A 14,696-nucleotide genomic window follows, 5' to 3' on the forward strand; every position below is an offset into this window, starting at 1 on the left:
CTTCATATTACAATCCGTCTAGTCCTTTTATCAGTGTAATTATTTCTGGCTTTCAAGGTACTTGGCGAGTTGATCAAAAGTACCACCAAATCCTTGTTGCACCGTTGGCACCATTCCATCCACCTCCGTTCCCCAGTTTGTAAGGATATGATGCATATCAACGTCCATAATCGTCATAATAAGGAAAAACATGCGGGAATGAAGGGAGCAAAGGATAGTGAAGGAGCGATCTGCCAATTACGAGCAAAAGGAACACATTACCACACATCTAAAAGAAGCTTTAGGCAGAATTGAAGAAGCTTTCACGGATACTCCCGACTTGATCATACGTAAGCTACATATTAAACAAACCGGAGAAGAAGCGGCTCTCGTATACATGGACGAATTAACCGATAAGACATGCCTCAATCATGATGTTCTCGCTCCGCTTCAGCTTGAGTCGGGGAACCCTTCCGAAGACTCCATTACAAATGTAGGGTATGTAAAACCAGAATCCAAGTGGGATGAGCTCAAGCTGAATATTATGCTCGGTAAACAGTGTGCTGTTTATCGAAGGACGCAGTACCGCTTATGTCCTCGCGGACTTGATCCTGAAACAAGCCTTCGCTTATTATAAGCGCTTACAAAGCTGCGCCAAATCGTCGGTGAGGCTTCTAACGGTCTTGAAGCGCTGAATTTGATGGATGAGGTGAATCCTCACGTCATTCTTACAGATATCGTAATGCCTGTCATGGGCGGGGAGAAAATGGTCAAGACCGTTAAGGAGAAGTATCCTCACATGGAAGTCATCGTGCTCAGCAGTTTCACTGAATACGATTACGTCCGGTCTACTTTTCAGAGTGGTGTAGCGGACTATATCCTGAAGCCGAAGTATGCCATAAGATGGACCTGGCGGAGACAAGAACATACACCCATACAAAGTCGCGTAATCCGCGGCTTTTTTATTTTTAATCGAAGTGGACAAGAATGACTGCCCAGATGGATGAATTGACACAAGAGGGAATAGTGTATATATTATATATATACACTATGCACTTAATTAACAGCAGTGAGGTGAACGGCATAAAAATCATATTATCCAACGCATCGAGCGATCCGATTTACATACAGATTATGAACCAGATTAGACAGAGTATTCTGAGTGGGGAATTGCGCGCAGGTGACAGTCTCCCTTCTATAAGGCAGCTTGCTAAGGATTTGCAGGTTAGTGTTATTACGACTAAGCGTGCCTATGAAGAATTGGAGAACGAAAAACTAATCGACTCGGTCGTAGGTAAGGGTTGTTTCGTATCAGGGGCAAATAAAGATTTCATCAGGGAGCAGCGCATGAAGCGATTAGAAGAGAAAATGATGAATATCATTCGAGAAAGCAAGGGATTAAACATGAGCCAACAAGATGTAATCGATCATCTGACTTTACTGTTCGAGGAGGAACAAACGCCATGAATGCAATCGAATTACGAAATTTAACAAAAGCATACCCTCTTTTCAAAGTCGATCATGTATCTCTGGATGTGAAACAAGGCTACATTACTGGACTCATTGGTCCGAATGGTGTTGGTAAAAGCACCTTAATCAAGATGATGCTCGGCATGATTCGTCCCGATTCCGGCAGTGTAAAAATACTCGGCCGTGATATGCCTAAACATGAAGTCGACATTAAACAACGCATTGGCATCGTCTCGGATGATTGCTTCTATTATGAGCATCTTACGATTCGTGATACGAAGAGAATGATTGCGCCCTTTTACAGCCATTGGAATGAAAAGAAATTTAACCGCTACCTCGAACAATTCGAATTGTCTCCTAAGAAGAAGGTTGAAGATTTATCTAAGGGAATGAAGATCAAACTCTCCCTTGCCATTGCCTTATCCCATGAGGCTGAGCTCCTGGTCATGGATGAGCCGACTTCTGGACTCGATCCTGTGTTCAGAAGGGAAATGCTCGATCTACTTGCGGATATGATGCAGGACGAAAAAAATACGATTATCTTCTCGACACATATTACGACGGATTTGGACCGCATTGCTGACTATATTACTTTTGTCAATAACGGAAAACTTGTATTCAATGAAGCGAAAGATGATGTGCTTGAGAGATATGCGATCGTGAAGGGCGATTTACAACTGATTGATTCGGATATTCGAAAGGAATTTATCGGGATTCGTGAGACGGCGCTTGGTTTTGAGGGCTTAGTTGATAATAGACGCAAGGCCGCGCAGCTGTTCGGCAATAATGCTATTTTAGAAAAACCATCCTTAGAAGACATTATGTATTTCACTGCCAAGGGAGGACGAGTTCATGCTTAATTTGCTTCGTAAAGACTTCATTGCTTTAAAAAGCTCACTTTGGACGATTCTTCTTTATCTCGTTGTATTCAGTTTCGCTTTTATACCCAAAAGTGAAATGTCTATTTATTTTGTAGGAATCTATACGGCTTTCGGCTCCATCATCCTAGCTACGATGATCGATATCAAAAACCATAACCATAAATTTCTGGTCACGCTGCCGATTAGTCGCAAACATATTGTGCAAGCCAAATACATAACAGCCATCATGTATACACTGTTTGGAGTCATTGCTTCTTACGGAATTCACCGGCTCATTAATCTTTCATTCCCCCAGCTTGAAAAGCCAGACTATACGGTATTGTCCATATTGGTTTCAGTAGGAATGCTGCTTGTTCTAATTTCTATCTATATGCCTCTTTTTTACGCACTTAGTAAAAAAGGAGCCGGAATTATCAATGCAGTATTCATGGTCTCCTTAATTATCCTGGCACAACCTGCAGCGGTGCTAATGAATATGGTGAGCGAGAAAGGCGTCCTTAGCGATCAAACCTTACTTCTTATTCTAATTGGTATCGTAGTTGTATTCATCGCTTCCTATTTCTTAACGATAAGCCTCTTTACTAGAAAAGACTTGTAAGAGTCCCATACAACTTATTCGCTGCTATTTTTGCCGTTACATTACTCCCGGCAGCGTTAATAGGTGCAGTAAAAGACCTGGTTTTTAGAAAATGAATTCAAAGAAGGAATGGCCTTTCTTTTGCCGAAAGAATGACTACGAGCTTCATATGAATTGTTAGAATGGAGGTGACTGAATGGATTTGAACGATGACCCAAAAGAATCCGCTTCTGCTGCTGAAGAAGATCAAAGTGAAGAAAAGGAACGACGCACCATGTCGACCAGCAGCGGGCTTCTGGAATCGGCCATCGACAAATTTGCCAGAGAAGGCGGCTTTGACGATTCACCGTTAAAGGGAAAGCCGATTAAGATCGAAGACGGGGATGTTCTAACCGGGATCATGAAGAACGCGAATTACCAGCCAGCATGGGTGGAGCTGAGAAAAGAAATCGCCGCCGACATCAAGCGGCTCTTGGAGCGCCCGGAGCCCAATGCAATTCCGGAGACAGAGTTCGAGGCCATTAATCAAAAGATTATAAAGTACAACCGAATGGTTCCGAATCCACAGCTGCAAAAAGGACTCCTGTCTGAAGTCAATTTGCACGCAGCCTACGATAAATGGGAGTAGCTAATTAACTCAAATGCTCTCCCCGTTAACAATTTAAGGGCCATTCGAAATAAAAGGCCAAGAGACCCTGAGCTATCAGCTTCAGGGTCTCTTTTAGATATGATTGTCCGAGGTAGGTGCTGTTCATCTGGAAACGCTGAAGCTGCTTGGTAAGCCTGTACAGCAGGAATGGATGGCCTTGGAGGAAGAGCTGCGAAAGTAAGGCCAGGGCAAGTATCCATAAATAACCTGCTCTTTTTTTAATTTTCTTGTCACAAATCGTAAAGAAACGGTTGTCATATAAGCGAAGTCAAAACACAGGGAGGTGATGGATTGGATAGCAAAACAGCGACTTCGATAAACAGGGCAGATCGAAGAGCTATGGTCGATGAATGGGCCCGCCAGGCACAAGCGGGTTCACAGGAAGCGTTTATCGAGATCACCCGCCACTTCGAAAGAGAGCTGTATATCTATTGTTTTTATCTGATTAGAGAACGCGAGGAAACCAAGGATGCGCTTCAGGATATTTTTATCCGGGCCTATCAGAATATAGGTGATTACCGCGGGGATTCCCCATTCTCGGCATGGCTGTACAAAATCGCCTACAATCACAGCATGAATGTGCTGAAAAAGAAAAAACAGTATCAACGAATTGCAGACAGATACCAGAATGAAGCCGCATTATACAGCTATTCCGAACGGGAATCCGCCGTAATGGAATTGCTGGATCCGCTGACTCCCAGCGAACGAAACCTTGTGCTGTTAAAAGCGGTAGAGCAGTACACTTTCGAGGAGATCGGGCAGATTATGGACTGCAAACCGGCCACATTACGGAAACAATATGAGCGCATCCGCAACAAACTAGTCCAATACAAACGAGATAAGGGAGGACCGCAAATTGAAGCAAATATCCGATCCAGCAAAGCAGGTTACTGACAACCTGGAATATATGATTCAAAATACGGAAGTTCCGGAGTTAAACTTGGGAGAAAGGATTGTTGAACAAATGAACAATACAAATACAGAATTGAACCAGCGCAATCGCAGCAAAAACAAACGGATGAAAAGAGTCGTGGCTGCCACGGGCATAGCCGCAGCCTTGGGTTTTGGGGTCATCGGCAGCGGGTTCGTATCGCCGGTCATGGCCAACGCACTGAGCCAGGTTCCGCTCATCGGCAACATCTTTCAGCAGTATGGTGATCCGGGGCTGCAGGCAAGTATAGCCAACGGATTGTATCAGTCCGTCCAAGCTAAAGACAGCCACAATGATATGACACTTGAAAGCACCGGTTTTATTTATGATGGAACCCGTATATCGGTTGCCCTAAAAAGAGACGGTCAAGCGGATGCTAAACTGCTTGGCGAGCGCTTGGGCAACGGTGACAGGGACATCAACGGCAAAGGGGTCCTTAAAGATATCCGTATGTACATTAACGGCAAGGAGTACTTTCCAGGAAGTTATACCATGAAGGACGGAGATACCCGGGATACGGTAATTCTGGAATTCAACGACTCCCCTCCTATCATTTTGCCTAACGCTGATCCGGATAAGGTGAGACGGCCTGAACCGCTGGGCGATTCCTTCAATTTCAAACTTGAAGCGACCTTAACCGGTTCTGACCAGCCTTATGTTTTGACGTTTCCGGTAAAGAAAAACACCGAAAACCTCGTTTTGAAGCCGGAATCGGTTAAATCCTATGACGGATTCCACTTTTCTCTGGACAAGCTGGAATTGACGCCGATCACGACGCGTTTGTCCATGACCGGCCACGGGGAGCTTGCCAGCCTCGGGGATGAATACAAACTTCCAGATGGAGATCTGTATGCCGGCAAACATTGGTTTGGATTCGATATCTACGATGAGAACAACAACCTGCTGAAGGAACTTCCAGGTAACAATATGAATTTTATTAGCGGGCAATATGTGATCGACTATAATTTCACGCCGTTTAAAGAGACGCTGAAGTCGGTTACAATAAAGCCTTATGTGTTGAAGCAAGACAAATCTTCCGGTAAATCCAGCGAAAAGAAATACATCAGCGAGCTGGAATTCCACGTGGATGTAAAATAACGGAAGAATCCGTATTCACAAAGGCTTGGCCCTTATATAGGCGTGGTCATACCCCTGTCAAGTAGAGAGATGGAAAAGGCTATGCAGCCAGCGCGCACCGATACTCAATCGGCGCGCGCTGTTTAAGTTTGGCCTGAAATCGCTGCCGACATTAAGCGGCTCGATCCGTTCAGTGAACAAAAGCTGTCAATACTCACTTCATTTCACCCCGCCAAGCATCCAACTGCTTCTGCACTTCCAGCCGTACGTCGTCCATGCCAGCTTGCTTCAGCTCATCGTTAAACTTGGGGAGGATTGTATCCACATCGACGGAGCCTGTCATGAGGCTCGGATAATATTTATGCCAGACCATCTCGATGTTATCGGTTTGGACGGTCAGCTTGGATAGATCAGGTGTAAAGCCGAGCACGTTGGACTTGACGACGCCTGCGTTGTATTTGCGAAATTGATCCCATTTGTCGAGGGGGTCCGGGTTATCGCCGCCCATGGTTTTCAGGATAAACCAATTCCCCTGCGTGTACTGTACTCCTGAATAGCGGCTTGCAGGCGCATCCGGAATCGGGTTGCCATCGCTGTCCTTGTCCGTAGTTAGAACGACTTGCCCTTGTTTATCCAGTGTATAGTGCACGCCTTCAATCCCATAGTTAAATAAGTTTCGTATTTCCGGGTCCGTATTGAGCAAATTCAGGAATTTAATACATTCCACCGGATGCTTTGTATTGGCGTTCACGGTCATGATGCCGCCCCGGACGGATTCCGTTGTGACGGTGCTTGGGGTTATGGGATTCGCTACAATCTTGTAGCCGCGATCCTTACTCCAAGTCGTCTCCGAGAGCGGACCGCCGCCTGAGGACTTCCAGAACACTTTGGCCCCTCGTTTAAGTCCTCCAGGCTCTCGCAGTGCGGCATCCTCATTAATGAAGCCTTCCTTGTAATAACGCCGCAACGTATCTAGCACCTGCCGCGCTTCCTTGGTTTCGAAGATATTCACCACCTGAGCACTCGGGTCCAGTGATTTGATCATCAAGGGCAATTTATGGTTCATAATATATTCGTATCCATGGAGAGCGAAGAAATTGTGGGAATCCCGATCCAATTCCATGGGGATGTATGCCGGCTCCTCCCGATGAATCATCCGAAGCAGCGGTTCAAGCGATTCCAGCGTATTGTATTTGGTAATATCGATATTATATTTACTCACGATGGAAGCGGGATACATCCACTGATCAAGCACGGCTAACTCTTTATTGGTCGGCACACCGTAAATGCTGCCATCATTCATACGTACCCCTTGCCAAAAGGTGGGGTCAATCGCGTCGTACATTTCCTTGCCAAGGCCGGCAAGATAGTCATCCAGCTTCAGCCAGGCGCCGCGCATAGCGGTGGTTGCATAATCGGGTGCAAAAGCAATATCAAATGGACTTCCGGCGGATATCAGCGTGTTCAGCCGATCTTCATACTCCTGCCAGCTTACCTTGACATAGGTGATCGTCACATCGATTTTACGAGCCATGATTTCATTGATTTTATCATTGACGAGCTGCAGATCCTTGTCAGGCTCTCCGATCGTATAATAGATCAGGTTTACCGTGTCCCCATCATATGTTTCGTTGTTGTATCCAGGCTGCCGGAAGCAGCCGGTTGTATAGGATGTGAGCAGCAATATGAGACTGATGATCATGAGGATGCGTTTGGGCCTTCTTGGGTGCTTAAACATCATCGGTATCCTCCTTTTTCGCCGCGTTTGTTGTTACCCTTTTCCCCGCAGTTCAGAAGGAGATTTTTCAAAAAAGCTGTGAAAGTGCGTATAGAAGTAGTTGAGATTGTTGTAGCCGACGGAAAATGCGATATAGGAAATCTTCTCATCTGTCGATTGAATTCGTTCTTGTGCAAGAAGCATTCGGTAAGCCATGAGATATTCGGAAAACTTCATCGCGGTTTCTTTAAGAAACAATTGTCCAAGGTAGGTGCTGTTCATCTGAAAACGCTCCGCTACGGACTTCAAGGTTATATTCTGAGCATACTCTGTCCTGATCATCAGCAGAATACGGTTGACCAACTTGGATAAGCTGTCATAGCTTACACCTAATACCGGGTCCGTGTTCAGGCTTTCGCCATTCCTGTTACCTATCGAACCGCCCAGATCCTCAACGATGATCTTCTCAATCACTTGCTGCAGCTTGGTGCGTTCTATAGGCTTGAGCAGATAGTCTTTGACGCCACAGCGAATGGCTTCCTGGGCATATGTAAATTCACTATAACCGCTCATAATGATATATTTCGTAGGAATTTGAAATTCGTTCAGCCTGCGGATCGCTTCATATCCAAGTTCCTTGCCAATGCAAACATCGAATATGGCGACATCCGGAAGCAGGTCCACTACTTTGGACATGGCCTCCTCCGTGGATTCGCAGGTTTCGATCCGACCAAAACCGTATTGTTTCCAATCCAGGATTCGCTTCATTCCCTCCAAAATCTGAGGTTCGTCATCCACAATCATCAGTTTGTACATGTTCAATCACCTCTTTTGAAATCCGCACGGAAATGTTGACTCCAGATTCCTCATTATTCGCAATCTCGATCGAAAAGCCGTCCCCGTAGAAAAAGTGAAGGCGCGTATATACGTTGCGCAGCCCGATACTATTGGAAGATGGTTCATCATGATTAGACATTGTGCTTCGAACGGTATGTAAACGCTCCGGAGAAATACCGCGTCCGTTGTCCACGAATTCCAGTACATAACAGTCTTCGGCTTCAAAGCCATTAACGACATACAAATTAAACTCATGATTCGCGTTAAAGCCATGGATGAAAAAGTTCTCAGCCAAAGGCTGCATCCAAAATTTCACGGTAGGGATGAGGAGCAGTGCCGGCTCTACATTGACTTGATAATAAAAGCGCTCGGGATACTTAAACTCCATAATCTCCAAGTACTTCTGCAGCAATTCCAGCTCGCTTGCAATCGAAATGATATTTTCCTTTTTGACGATTTCGCGATAGAGCGTCCCCAGCGTTGCAATGGCGTCAGCGGTGTCCCTGTCCTGATTGACAAGAGCAGTGGAGCGGATAACCTCTAACGTGTTGTATAAAAAATGAGGGTTGATTTGGTGTTGAAGCGCTTTCATTTCAGTTTCCTGCTGTTTGATCTTTAACAGATATTCATTCCGGATATGCTTATCCAGTTGCTGAATCATATCGTCCAATTCCCGGGCGATCATGCCGTATTCATTCCGACGGTAACGGGCAGGGCGGTTAGGCGTGAAATTGGCCATTTTCACACGTCCAATCGATTGAATGATGCGGCGCAGGAAAAGGGCATCATCCCGCATATTGTATGCAATGAGTAGAAGCACACTAATCATGGCCGTCAATACGATCAGAAAGATGGTGATCAGCATCCCAGCATGCTGACGGATGAGCATGGATAAATCGATGATGCTCACGAATTTGAAATTAAACTTGGTGGATGGAAAGGAGACAAAAAAGATATGTTTCAAAACACCCCTAGAAATAATACCGTGACTGCGTCCATTCGCCGCTGCTAGTCGGGATAGTTCTTCTAGGTCCCGGTCCTGTCCGCTACCGATCAGATATATTTCACCGGAAGGGCTGACTGCAGCCGCATTACCCAATCGGAAGCTTTGAACGGATTTAAAGATTTGCTCACTGCTGACCAAGAAGCGCAGCTCACCGAATTCCTGGGGACCTGACGTGGGATCCGACAGTTTCTTGCGATATACGAATCCCTTCATCAGGGTGTCGCGAAAAGCTTCATCCGTATTCGGAAGCCCGAAGGTAAAGCTTGCAATTCCGTTATCATTAAAACGGACGACATTGCCATACTTGTCGGTATGCGTGCTTATCTGCGTGATTTCACCTTGCGCCCAGCTGTACAGATAGGTCTTAACATCCTCCGGAAAAGAAACCAGCGGCTGTGAGAATTGGCTGTTCTGCAGCCTGCTGGTTAAGTATCCCTCAGCACTGCTGCTTAAAAAGCTGCGAGCATCATCCATCAGACCTGTATTGGAGTAAATACGCTGCATGTAAGCCTCAATGCGGTCAGCATCATACTGCAGCTCATTCTCTACACGCGAGAAGGCATTAGCCGCCTCGATCCGGGAGTTGCCAACCCATTGATTCAGCAGCATGGCACAGGTCAGCGTACCAAGCGTGATTCCGATGGCGACGACGAAGATGACATAGGCAATAAACTTGTGACGATAAATTTTGATTTGCAAAAAAGAGCCCATATGACACCTCGATTGCAGCAGGTCGTTGAAACAAGTTGCTATATCTCAATTTAACACGATTAACGCCTAGCTTCATAGATCGTAAGGAAAAAGCACCCCTTAAGAGAGCCTCATTAAGGGATGCGCTTGAATGTAATCTTACTTGAAGTAATTGTTGATTTGCTCTTGGGCAGCTTGCATAATCGTGTCCATGCCGGCTGATTTTAATTCAGCCGTAATCTTCGGCACCATTTTCTCCGGATCGGATGCGCCCGTGATCAGCTCATATTTGTATTTATCCCATACCGCTTGGCAATTTGCCACTTCGGTCTGAAGATCGGTGATGTCCAGCGCAAAGCCTAGGATCGTAGAGGAGGTCGCTGCATCGTTCAGCTTTTTAACCTGTTCCCATTGATCTTCGGGAGCGCCTTTGGTCACTGCTAAATTAAAGAATGTGCCTTGTGTGTAGGCAGCCAGCGGCCAAGTATCGGATGTACGCTCAATCACCTTTTCGCCATCGACATTGTTGTAGTCTACGCCTATCTCGCCGAATGCCAGCATATTGCGAAGTTTGGGATCCGTGTTCACTAATTCAAGATATTTCAAAGCTTCCTTCTGATATTTCGAATTTGCCGAAATCGCATTGAGCGAGCCTTGGATTGTACTGGTAGTATAGATAGGACCATAATGCTGAACCATATTATACTTTTCAACGGCGTCATTGATTTGCCAGCTGACCTCGGCTCCCGGGAATGCCTGGGCTGCAAAGAACGGTCTGCCTTTGTCGTTCTCCGTTTTCGTCGGAGCATCCGGGTTGATGATACCATCCTGATACCACTGGTGCAGGAGCTTCAGATTAGCCATGACATCCGGCTGCTCGAGAACAGAGACCACCGTGCGTGCTGCATCGTCCGCTTTCACGCCGATAGGAGGGAAGCCTAGCGTTAAATCGTCATATTCGTTAAAGAAACCGTTCAAGCCTTCGCCTTGCGTCATTGGCAGCGGATAGAAGCTTTTGCCTTCGCCAGCCTTCATTTCATGGAGAGGTTTATCCAGATCCTGCAGCGTTTTGATATTATTCATGTCAATGCCGTACTTTTGCACATACTTATCATCGAATACCCAGTACTGCGTTAGCGCTGAATCTTTGTACGTCGGAACGGAATAATATTTGCCGCCGATTTTTGTGCCTTCCCATACTTTTTCGGGAATCAGTTTGTACAAGTCGGGCGTTTCGCTCTGAACCAGATCCGTAATATCGGCAAATGCGCCCATAGCTACTTGCTTGCTGTATTTACCGCTGTTCGTGAACATGATGTCAAAGGGTTCGCCGGTATTCACGATGGTGTTCATTTTGGTATCCCATTCGCCCCAGCTGGCTACCTTGATGTCAACCTTCACGCCAATCTTCTCGGCCGTATAGGCATTCATGGCATCAACCGCTTTGCTGAAATTGTTCGGCACTTGGCCCCCGATGGTCCACCAGGTCAATGTCGGAATATCCTTACTTGTTTCGGTGTTGTCCTTCGGTGTGTCTGTTGTCGCTTTAGATCCATCCGTCGCAGCTGGAGACTTCGAGCCGCCGCAGGCTGCTAAAACGGTCAACATGAGTGCCAGTACGCACAGTGTAGAGATGAACTTAAAAGCTCTCTTCATTCCAAATTCCCCCTTATTGAAGTTAAATCGCTTAAGAGTTGTACAGTGTGATCTATCATAAACCAAGGTTTTTTCTTGGCTTATTTCGTCTTTAGCCTTTCACGGCGCCGACCGTCAATCCGGAAATAAAATACTTCTGGAAGAAAGGGTAGGCGAATGCTACCGGCAGCACGATGAGAATGGCGACAGCCATACGGGCTGATTCCTTCGGCATCGTTGCAACGAGCATGGCGTAACTCACGCCCATACTTGCTGCATTCTTCGCGAGTGCGTCTACATTACTCATTAAGCTGTTGAGCAGTGCTTGCAGGGAATACAGATTCTGGTTGTCGATATAGAGCATCGATTGGAACCAGTCATTCCAGTAAGCAAAGCAGAGAAACAGTCCAATGGTTGCGATGACCGGCAGCGAGATCGGCAGGATGATGGAGAAGAAGATTCGCAGCTGGCTCGCGCCATCGATTTCGGCAGATTCGATCAGTCCATCGGGAATCGTGCTCTTGAAGAAGGTTTTACATATAATTACGTTGAACGATGAAACGGCTAGCGGCAGTATTAGTGCCCAGATGCTATCCTTAAGTCCTAATAAATTGGTATTAATGAAGTAGCTGGACACCAAGCCGCCATTGAATACCATGGGGATGAATACCACCCAGGTCAGAAAGCCCCTCAGCTTGTAGTTTGGGCGAGAGAGCACATAACCCATGGAGGCGGTAAGCAATACGCCGAGCACGGTACCAACCACGGTAACGAGGGCGGACACGCCGAGCGATCGCAGAATCATCGTTCCCTGCTTGACGATATAGACGTAAGCCTCAGCCGATAAAGCAACCGGAAGTAGGTGATATCCGGTCTCACGGATGGACTCCTCACTGGAGAAGGAAATGGACAGAACAACAACTACAGGTATGACGCAGAGCAGAGCCAAGATGATAAATATCAGGTTGAAGAACAGGTTGACGGCTTTGTTTGTACGGTTAAACTTCTCAAGGCCTGTCTCGTAAGTGGTTTTCGGTGTCATCGTCTTGCCTCCTTACATCATCGCGCTATCCGGATCGATTCTGCGAACAATCCAGTTAGCGATCAGAATCGTTGCGCATCCCAGAACAGACTGTACGAATGCGGCTGCGGATGCCATCCCTACGGTGGCGGTTTTCAGTTGCTTATACACCATGACATCGATGGTGGTTGCCACGTTGAACAGCGAATTGGAATCTCGCGTGACCTGATAGAACAAGCCGAAATCAGTGTAAAATATCCGCCCGACGGCCAGTATGAACATCATGACGATCACCAGCTTGAGCATGGGCAGTGTAATAAATCTCGTCTGCTGCCAAATCGAAGCGCCATCAATAACAGCTGCTTCATAATAGGTGCTGTCAATGCTTGTGATAGTTGCCAAATAAATGACCATACCATAGCCCAGGCCCTTCCAGACATTCAAGAGAATCAAGAACAATGGCCAATATTTCGGCTCCATATACCAGTTAATAGGATCGCTGCCCATATTGACGAGCATTTGATTGACAATCCCTTTATCGAAACTTAAGAATGCCCAGCCTACCGCAGATACGACCACCCAGGATAGGAAATAGGGGAGGAACATCATCGTCTGATAGACCTTGCTCGCTTTGCGGCTGTGGAGGAGTCCGATCATAATCGCGAATAGCACGGGCAGAACGATTCCTAGCACGATAAACACAATGTTGTAGCCAATGGTGTTGCGAATAATGATCCAAGCGTCATTCGATTTGAACAAGAATTCGAAGTTTTTGAGGCCTACCCATGGACTGTTAAACACATTGCTCAAAAAGCCGCCGCTTATCTTGAAATTTTTGAAGGCGATAATGATCCCAAACATCGGTAAGAAACTAAACAGGAGGTACCAAATCGTGGTCGGCAGCGCCAAGAGGGTAAGTTCCGTATCCTGCTTGTGCCAACGTATTCGTAAGCGCTTTCGTTTAACTTTTGATTGGGCTGTAGAGCTCATGTCTGTCACTCCTTACGGTGTTATCTCGCTTGTCGTGCACCTGGTAGTTTCATTGTATAAGAGGAAGATTCGTCGCTTCCAGATAACAAACTTGATACTATAGTCAACAAACGTTAGATTCGAAAGATTTTTATTGATGGAAATTGAGATATTTGATATGATGTATTCACAAAAGCTACTCACGATAACGGCAAACTTGTCGAAAGGCAAGGACGCAAAGCTACAGGGTCTTCTTGACGAAACGTCAATGACAGCCAGCTACCGAATGAAAACGCTTTTTTTGTTTTTTTGGACAAACATCCATTGAATCCTGTGGAACTCTAATACGATAATGGCAAACTTGTCGAAAGACTAGGACGCAAAGCTACAGGGCCTTCTTGACGAAATGTCAAATGGCAGCCTGGCCACCGAAGGGGAGTTAGCATGCGCAACGCAGTGTTCGCGATTGTAGGACTTTTTGCGTTATTGATATGGGCTCCGGTTGTACAAGCTGCACCATCTGAAGATTGGCTGGGCTTGGAGGAACTGGATCGTGGGGCAATCGTCATTCAATATGACGTGAAAGCAGGCACCAAGACAAAGCTCATGATCGGAAAAGGTCAGGACCAATATACATATGGGCTTTCGCCAGCCAAGCAGCAGGAAGTTTTTCCACTGCAGATGGGCAACGGAGATTACACGATTTCCGTGCTGGAACAAGTTAGCGGCAGCAAATACAAGATCGTTCAGGAAGCGGCAGTTAAGCTTCAACTGACAAACGGCAGCAAAGTGTTTTTGAATTCTGTACAAAATATCGATTGGAGCGAAGAGGACAAGGCTGCTCAGCTTGCGAAAAAGCTAACCCGTTCGGCTCACTCCGACAAGGAAAAAGTACAGGCTGTCTACGAATATATCGTCGGGACGGTCCGGTACGACAATGCTCTTGCATCCAGCAAGCTGACGGATTACCTTCCCGATATCAACCGCACGATCGCTGGACAGAAAGGGATGTGTTATGATTACGCCTCCCTGTTCGCTTCCATGCTCCGAAGCCTCGATATTCCGGCAAAGCTTGTCATGGGAACCTCGGAATACGTCGATGTGTACCACGCCTGGAATGAAGTATATTTGAATGGGCAGTGGGTAACCATTGACACAACCGTCGATGCGAGCTGGAAAAGCAAAGGGACCGAGTACAAAATGATTAAAGATGCTTCCAGCTATTCTGCATCCAAATACTACTAATAAATGTGCAAT

Annotated in this window: 15 protein-coding genes, 1 pseudogene and 2 riboswitches; of the genes and pseudogenes, 9 read left to right on the forward strand and 7 right to left on the reverse strand. The window is 46.2% G+C overall.

The window, feature by feature from the left end; all coding sequences use genetic code 11:
• Positions 1-39 precede the first annotated feature (39 nt).
• Positions 40-177, reverse strand: a complete 138-nt coding sequence (locus tag J7E85_RS17290; RefSeq protein ID WP_215159838.1) for a hypothetical protein — start codon at positions 175-177, stop codon at positions 40-42.
• Positions 178-217: 40 nt separating this feature from the next.
• Here J7E85_RS17290 and J7E85_RS34080 point away from each other — a divergent pair, with 40 nt between their 5' ends.
• From J7E85_RS34080 to J7E85_RS17330, 8 genes and pseudogenes are all read left to right on the forward strand, one after another.
• On the forward strand, positions 218-616 hold the full coding sequence (locus tag J7E85_RS34080; protein WP_353049522.1) for a spore germination protein: 399 nt from the start codon (positions 218-220) through the stop codon (positions 614-616).
• Between the two features lie 18 nt (positions 617-634).
• A pseudogene (locus J7E85_RS17300) lies at positions 635-871 on the forward strand (response regulator); the annotation flags it as partial.
• A gap of 191 nt (positions 872-1,062) precedes the next feature.
• Positions 1,063-1,446 carry a GntR family transcriptional regulator gene (locus J7E85_RS17305; RefSeq protein WP_215159977.1) on the forward strand — a complete coding sequence of 128 codons (384 nt, stop codon included), beginning with the start codon at positions 1,063-1,065 and terminating at the stop codon, positions 1,444-1,446.
• Entirely contained in the window at positions 1,443-2,309 is an 867-nt protein-coding gene (locus J7E85_RS17310) for an ABC transporter ATP-binding protein (RefSeq protein ID WP_215159840.1), read from the forward strand. Before J7E85_RS17305 ends, J7E85_RS17310 begins: the two co-directional genes overlap by 4 nt.
• The gene (locus J7E85_RS17315; protein WP_215159842.1) at positions 2,302-2,928 is read left to right on the forward strand and encodes an ABC-2 transporter permease; all 627 of its coding nucleotides are present in this window, start codon (positions 2,302-2,304) and stop codon (positions 2,926-2,928) included. Before J7E85_RS17310 ends, J7E85_RS17315 begins: the two co-directional genes overlap by 8 nt.
• 175 nt (positions 2,929-3,103) lie before the next feature.
• The gene (locus J7E85_RS17320; RefSeq protein WP_215159844.1) at positions 3,104-3,535 is read left to right on the forward strand and encodes a DnaJ family domain-containing protein; all 432 of its coding nucleotides are present in this window, start codon (positions 3,104-3,106) and stop codon (positions 3,533-3,535) included.
• A gap of 312 nt (positions 3,536-3,847) precedes the next feature.
• The gene (locus J7E85_RS17325) at positions 3,848-4,450 is read left to right on the forward strand and encodes an RNA polymerase sigma factor (RefSeq protein WP_251035798.1); all 603 of its coding nucleotides are present in this window, start codon (positions 3,848-3,850) and stop codon (positions 4,448-4,450) included.
• Positions 4,413-5,585 (forward strand): DUF4179 domain-containing protein, encoded by a 1,173-nt coding sequence (locus J7E85_RS17330; protein ID WP_215159846.1) that lies wholly within the window; start codon positions 4,413-4,415, stop codon positions 5,583-5,585. Before J7E85_RS17325 ends, J7E85_RS17330 begins: the two co-directional genes overlap by 38 nt.
• A gap of 193 nt (positions 5,586-5,778) precedes the next feature.
• Here J7E85_RS17330 and J7E85_RS17335 read toward each other — a convergent pair whose 3' ends face one another.
• The 6 genes from J7E85_RS17335 to J7E85_RS17360 all read right to left on the reverse strand — a co-directional run bounded on the left by J7E85_RS17335 (position 5,779) and on the right by J7E85_RS17360 (position 13,460).
• Entirely contained in the window at positions 5,779-7,305 is a 1,527-nt protein-coding gene (locus tag J7E85_RS17335) for an ABC transporter substrate-binding protein (protein ID WP_251035799.1), read from the reverse strand.
• Positions 7,306-7,335: 30 nt separating this feature from the next.
• Positions 7,336-8,097 carry a response regulator transcription factor gene (locus J7E85_RS17340; protein ID WP_215159848.1) on the reverse strand — a complete coding sequence of 254 codons (762 nt, stop codon included), beginning with the start codon at positions 8,095-8,097 and terminating at the stop codon, positions 7,336-7,338.
• Positions 8,072-9,823 (reverse strand): sensor histidine kinase, encoded by a 1,752-nt coding sequence (locus J7E85_RS17345; RefSeq protein WP_251035800.1) that lies wholly within the window; start codon positions 9,821-9,823, stop codon positions 8,072-8,074. The genes J7E85_RS17340 and J7E85_RS17345 overlap by 26 nt, the downstream gene beginning before the upstream one ends.
• A gap of 150 nt (positions 9,824-9,973) precedes the next feature.
• Positions 9,974-11,470 (reverse strand): ABC transporter substrate-binding protein, encoded by a 1,497-nt coding sequence (locus J7E85_RS17350; protein ID WP_215159851.1) that lies wholly within the window; start codon positions 11,468-11,470, stop codon positions 9,974-9,976.
• A 91-nt stretch (positions 11,471-11,561) separates the two neighbouring features.
• Complete coding sequence (locus J7E85_RS17355; protein WP_215159852.1) at positions 11,562-12,491, reverse strand: carbohydrate ABC transporter permease; 930 nt, start codon at positions 12,489-12,491, stop codon at positions 11,562-11,564.
• Between the two features lie 12 nt (positions 12,492-12,503).
• Positions 12,504-13,460: an ABC transporter permease gene (locus J7E85_RS17360; RefSeq protein ID WP_215159853.1), complete on the reverse strand. Its 957-nt coding sequence runs from the start codon at positions 13,458-13,460 to the stop codon at positions 12,504-12,506.
• A gap of 179 nt (positions 13,461-13,639) precedes the next feature.
• Positions 13,640-13,726: riboswitch (cyclic di-GMP riboswitch) on the forward strand.
• Between the two features lie 57 nt (positions 13,727-13,783).
• Positions 13,784-13,872: riboswitch (cyclic di-GMP riboswitch) on the forward strand.
• 11 nt (positions 13,873-13,883) lie between these two features.
• Here J7E85_RS17360 and J7E85_RS17365 point away from each other — a divergent pair.
• Positions 13,884-14,684 (forward strand): transglutaminase-like domain-containing protein, encoded by an 801-nt coding sequence (locus J7E85_RS17365; RefSeq protein WP_215159855.1) that lies wholly within the window; start codon positions 13,884-13,886, stop codon positions 14,682-14,684.
• The last annotated feature ends 12 nt before the right edge of the window (positions 14,685-14,696 follow it).

Origin of the sequence: Paenibacillus sp. ISL-20 (genome assembly GCF_018613005.1) — a bacterium.
Taxonomy (GTDB): domain Bacteria; phylum Bacillota; class Bacilli; order Paenibacillales; family Paenibacillaceae; genus Paenibacillus_AQ.

Excerpts from the sequence above, each read along its gene's own strand:
- J7E85_RS17310 (WP_215159840.1), top strand. The coding sequence starts at position 1,443 with ATGAATGCAATCGAATTACGAAATTTAACAAAAGCATACCCTCTTTTC.
- J7E85_RS17365 (WP_215159855.1), top strand. The coding sequence starts at position 13,884 with ATGCGCAACGCAGTGTTCGCGATTGTAGGACTTTTTGCGTTATTGATA.
- J7E85_RS17340 (WP_215159848.1), bottom strand. The coding sequence starts at position 8,097 with ATGTACAAACTGATGATTGTGGATGACGAACCTCAGATTTTGGAGGGA.
- J7E85_RS17320 (WP_215159844.1), top strand. The coding sequence starts at position 3,104 with ATGGATTTGAACGATGACCCAAAAGAATCCGCTTCTGCTGCTGAAGAA.
- J7E85_RS17360 (WP_215159853.1), bottom strand. The coding sequence starts at position 13,460 with ATGAGCTCTACAGCCCAATCAAAAGTTAAACGAAAGCGCTTACGAATA.
- J7E85_RS17315 (WP_215159842.1), top strand. The coding sequence starts at position 2,302 with ATGCTTAATTTGCTTCGTAAAGACTTCATTGCTTTAAAAAGCTCACTT.
- J7E85_RS17350 (WP_215159851.1), bottom strand. The coding sequence starts at position 11,470 with ATGAAGAGAGCTTTTAAGTTCATCTCTACACTGTGCGTACTGGCACTC.
- J7E85_RS17335 (WP_251035799.1), bottom strand. The coding sequence starts at position 7,305 with ATGATGTTTAAGCACCCAAGAAGGCCCAAACGCATCCTCATGATCATC.
- J7E85_RS17290 (WP_215159838.1), bottom strand. The coding sequence starts at position 177 with ATGACGATTATGGACGTTGATATGCATCATATCCTTACAAACTGGGGA.
- J7E85_RS17355 (WP_215159852.1), bottom strand. The coding sequence starts at position 12,491 with ATGACACCGAAAACCACTTACGAGACAGGCCTTGAGAAGTTTAACCGT.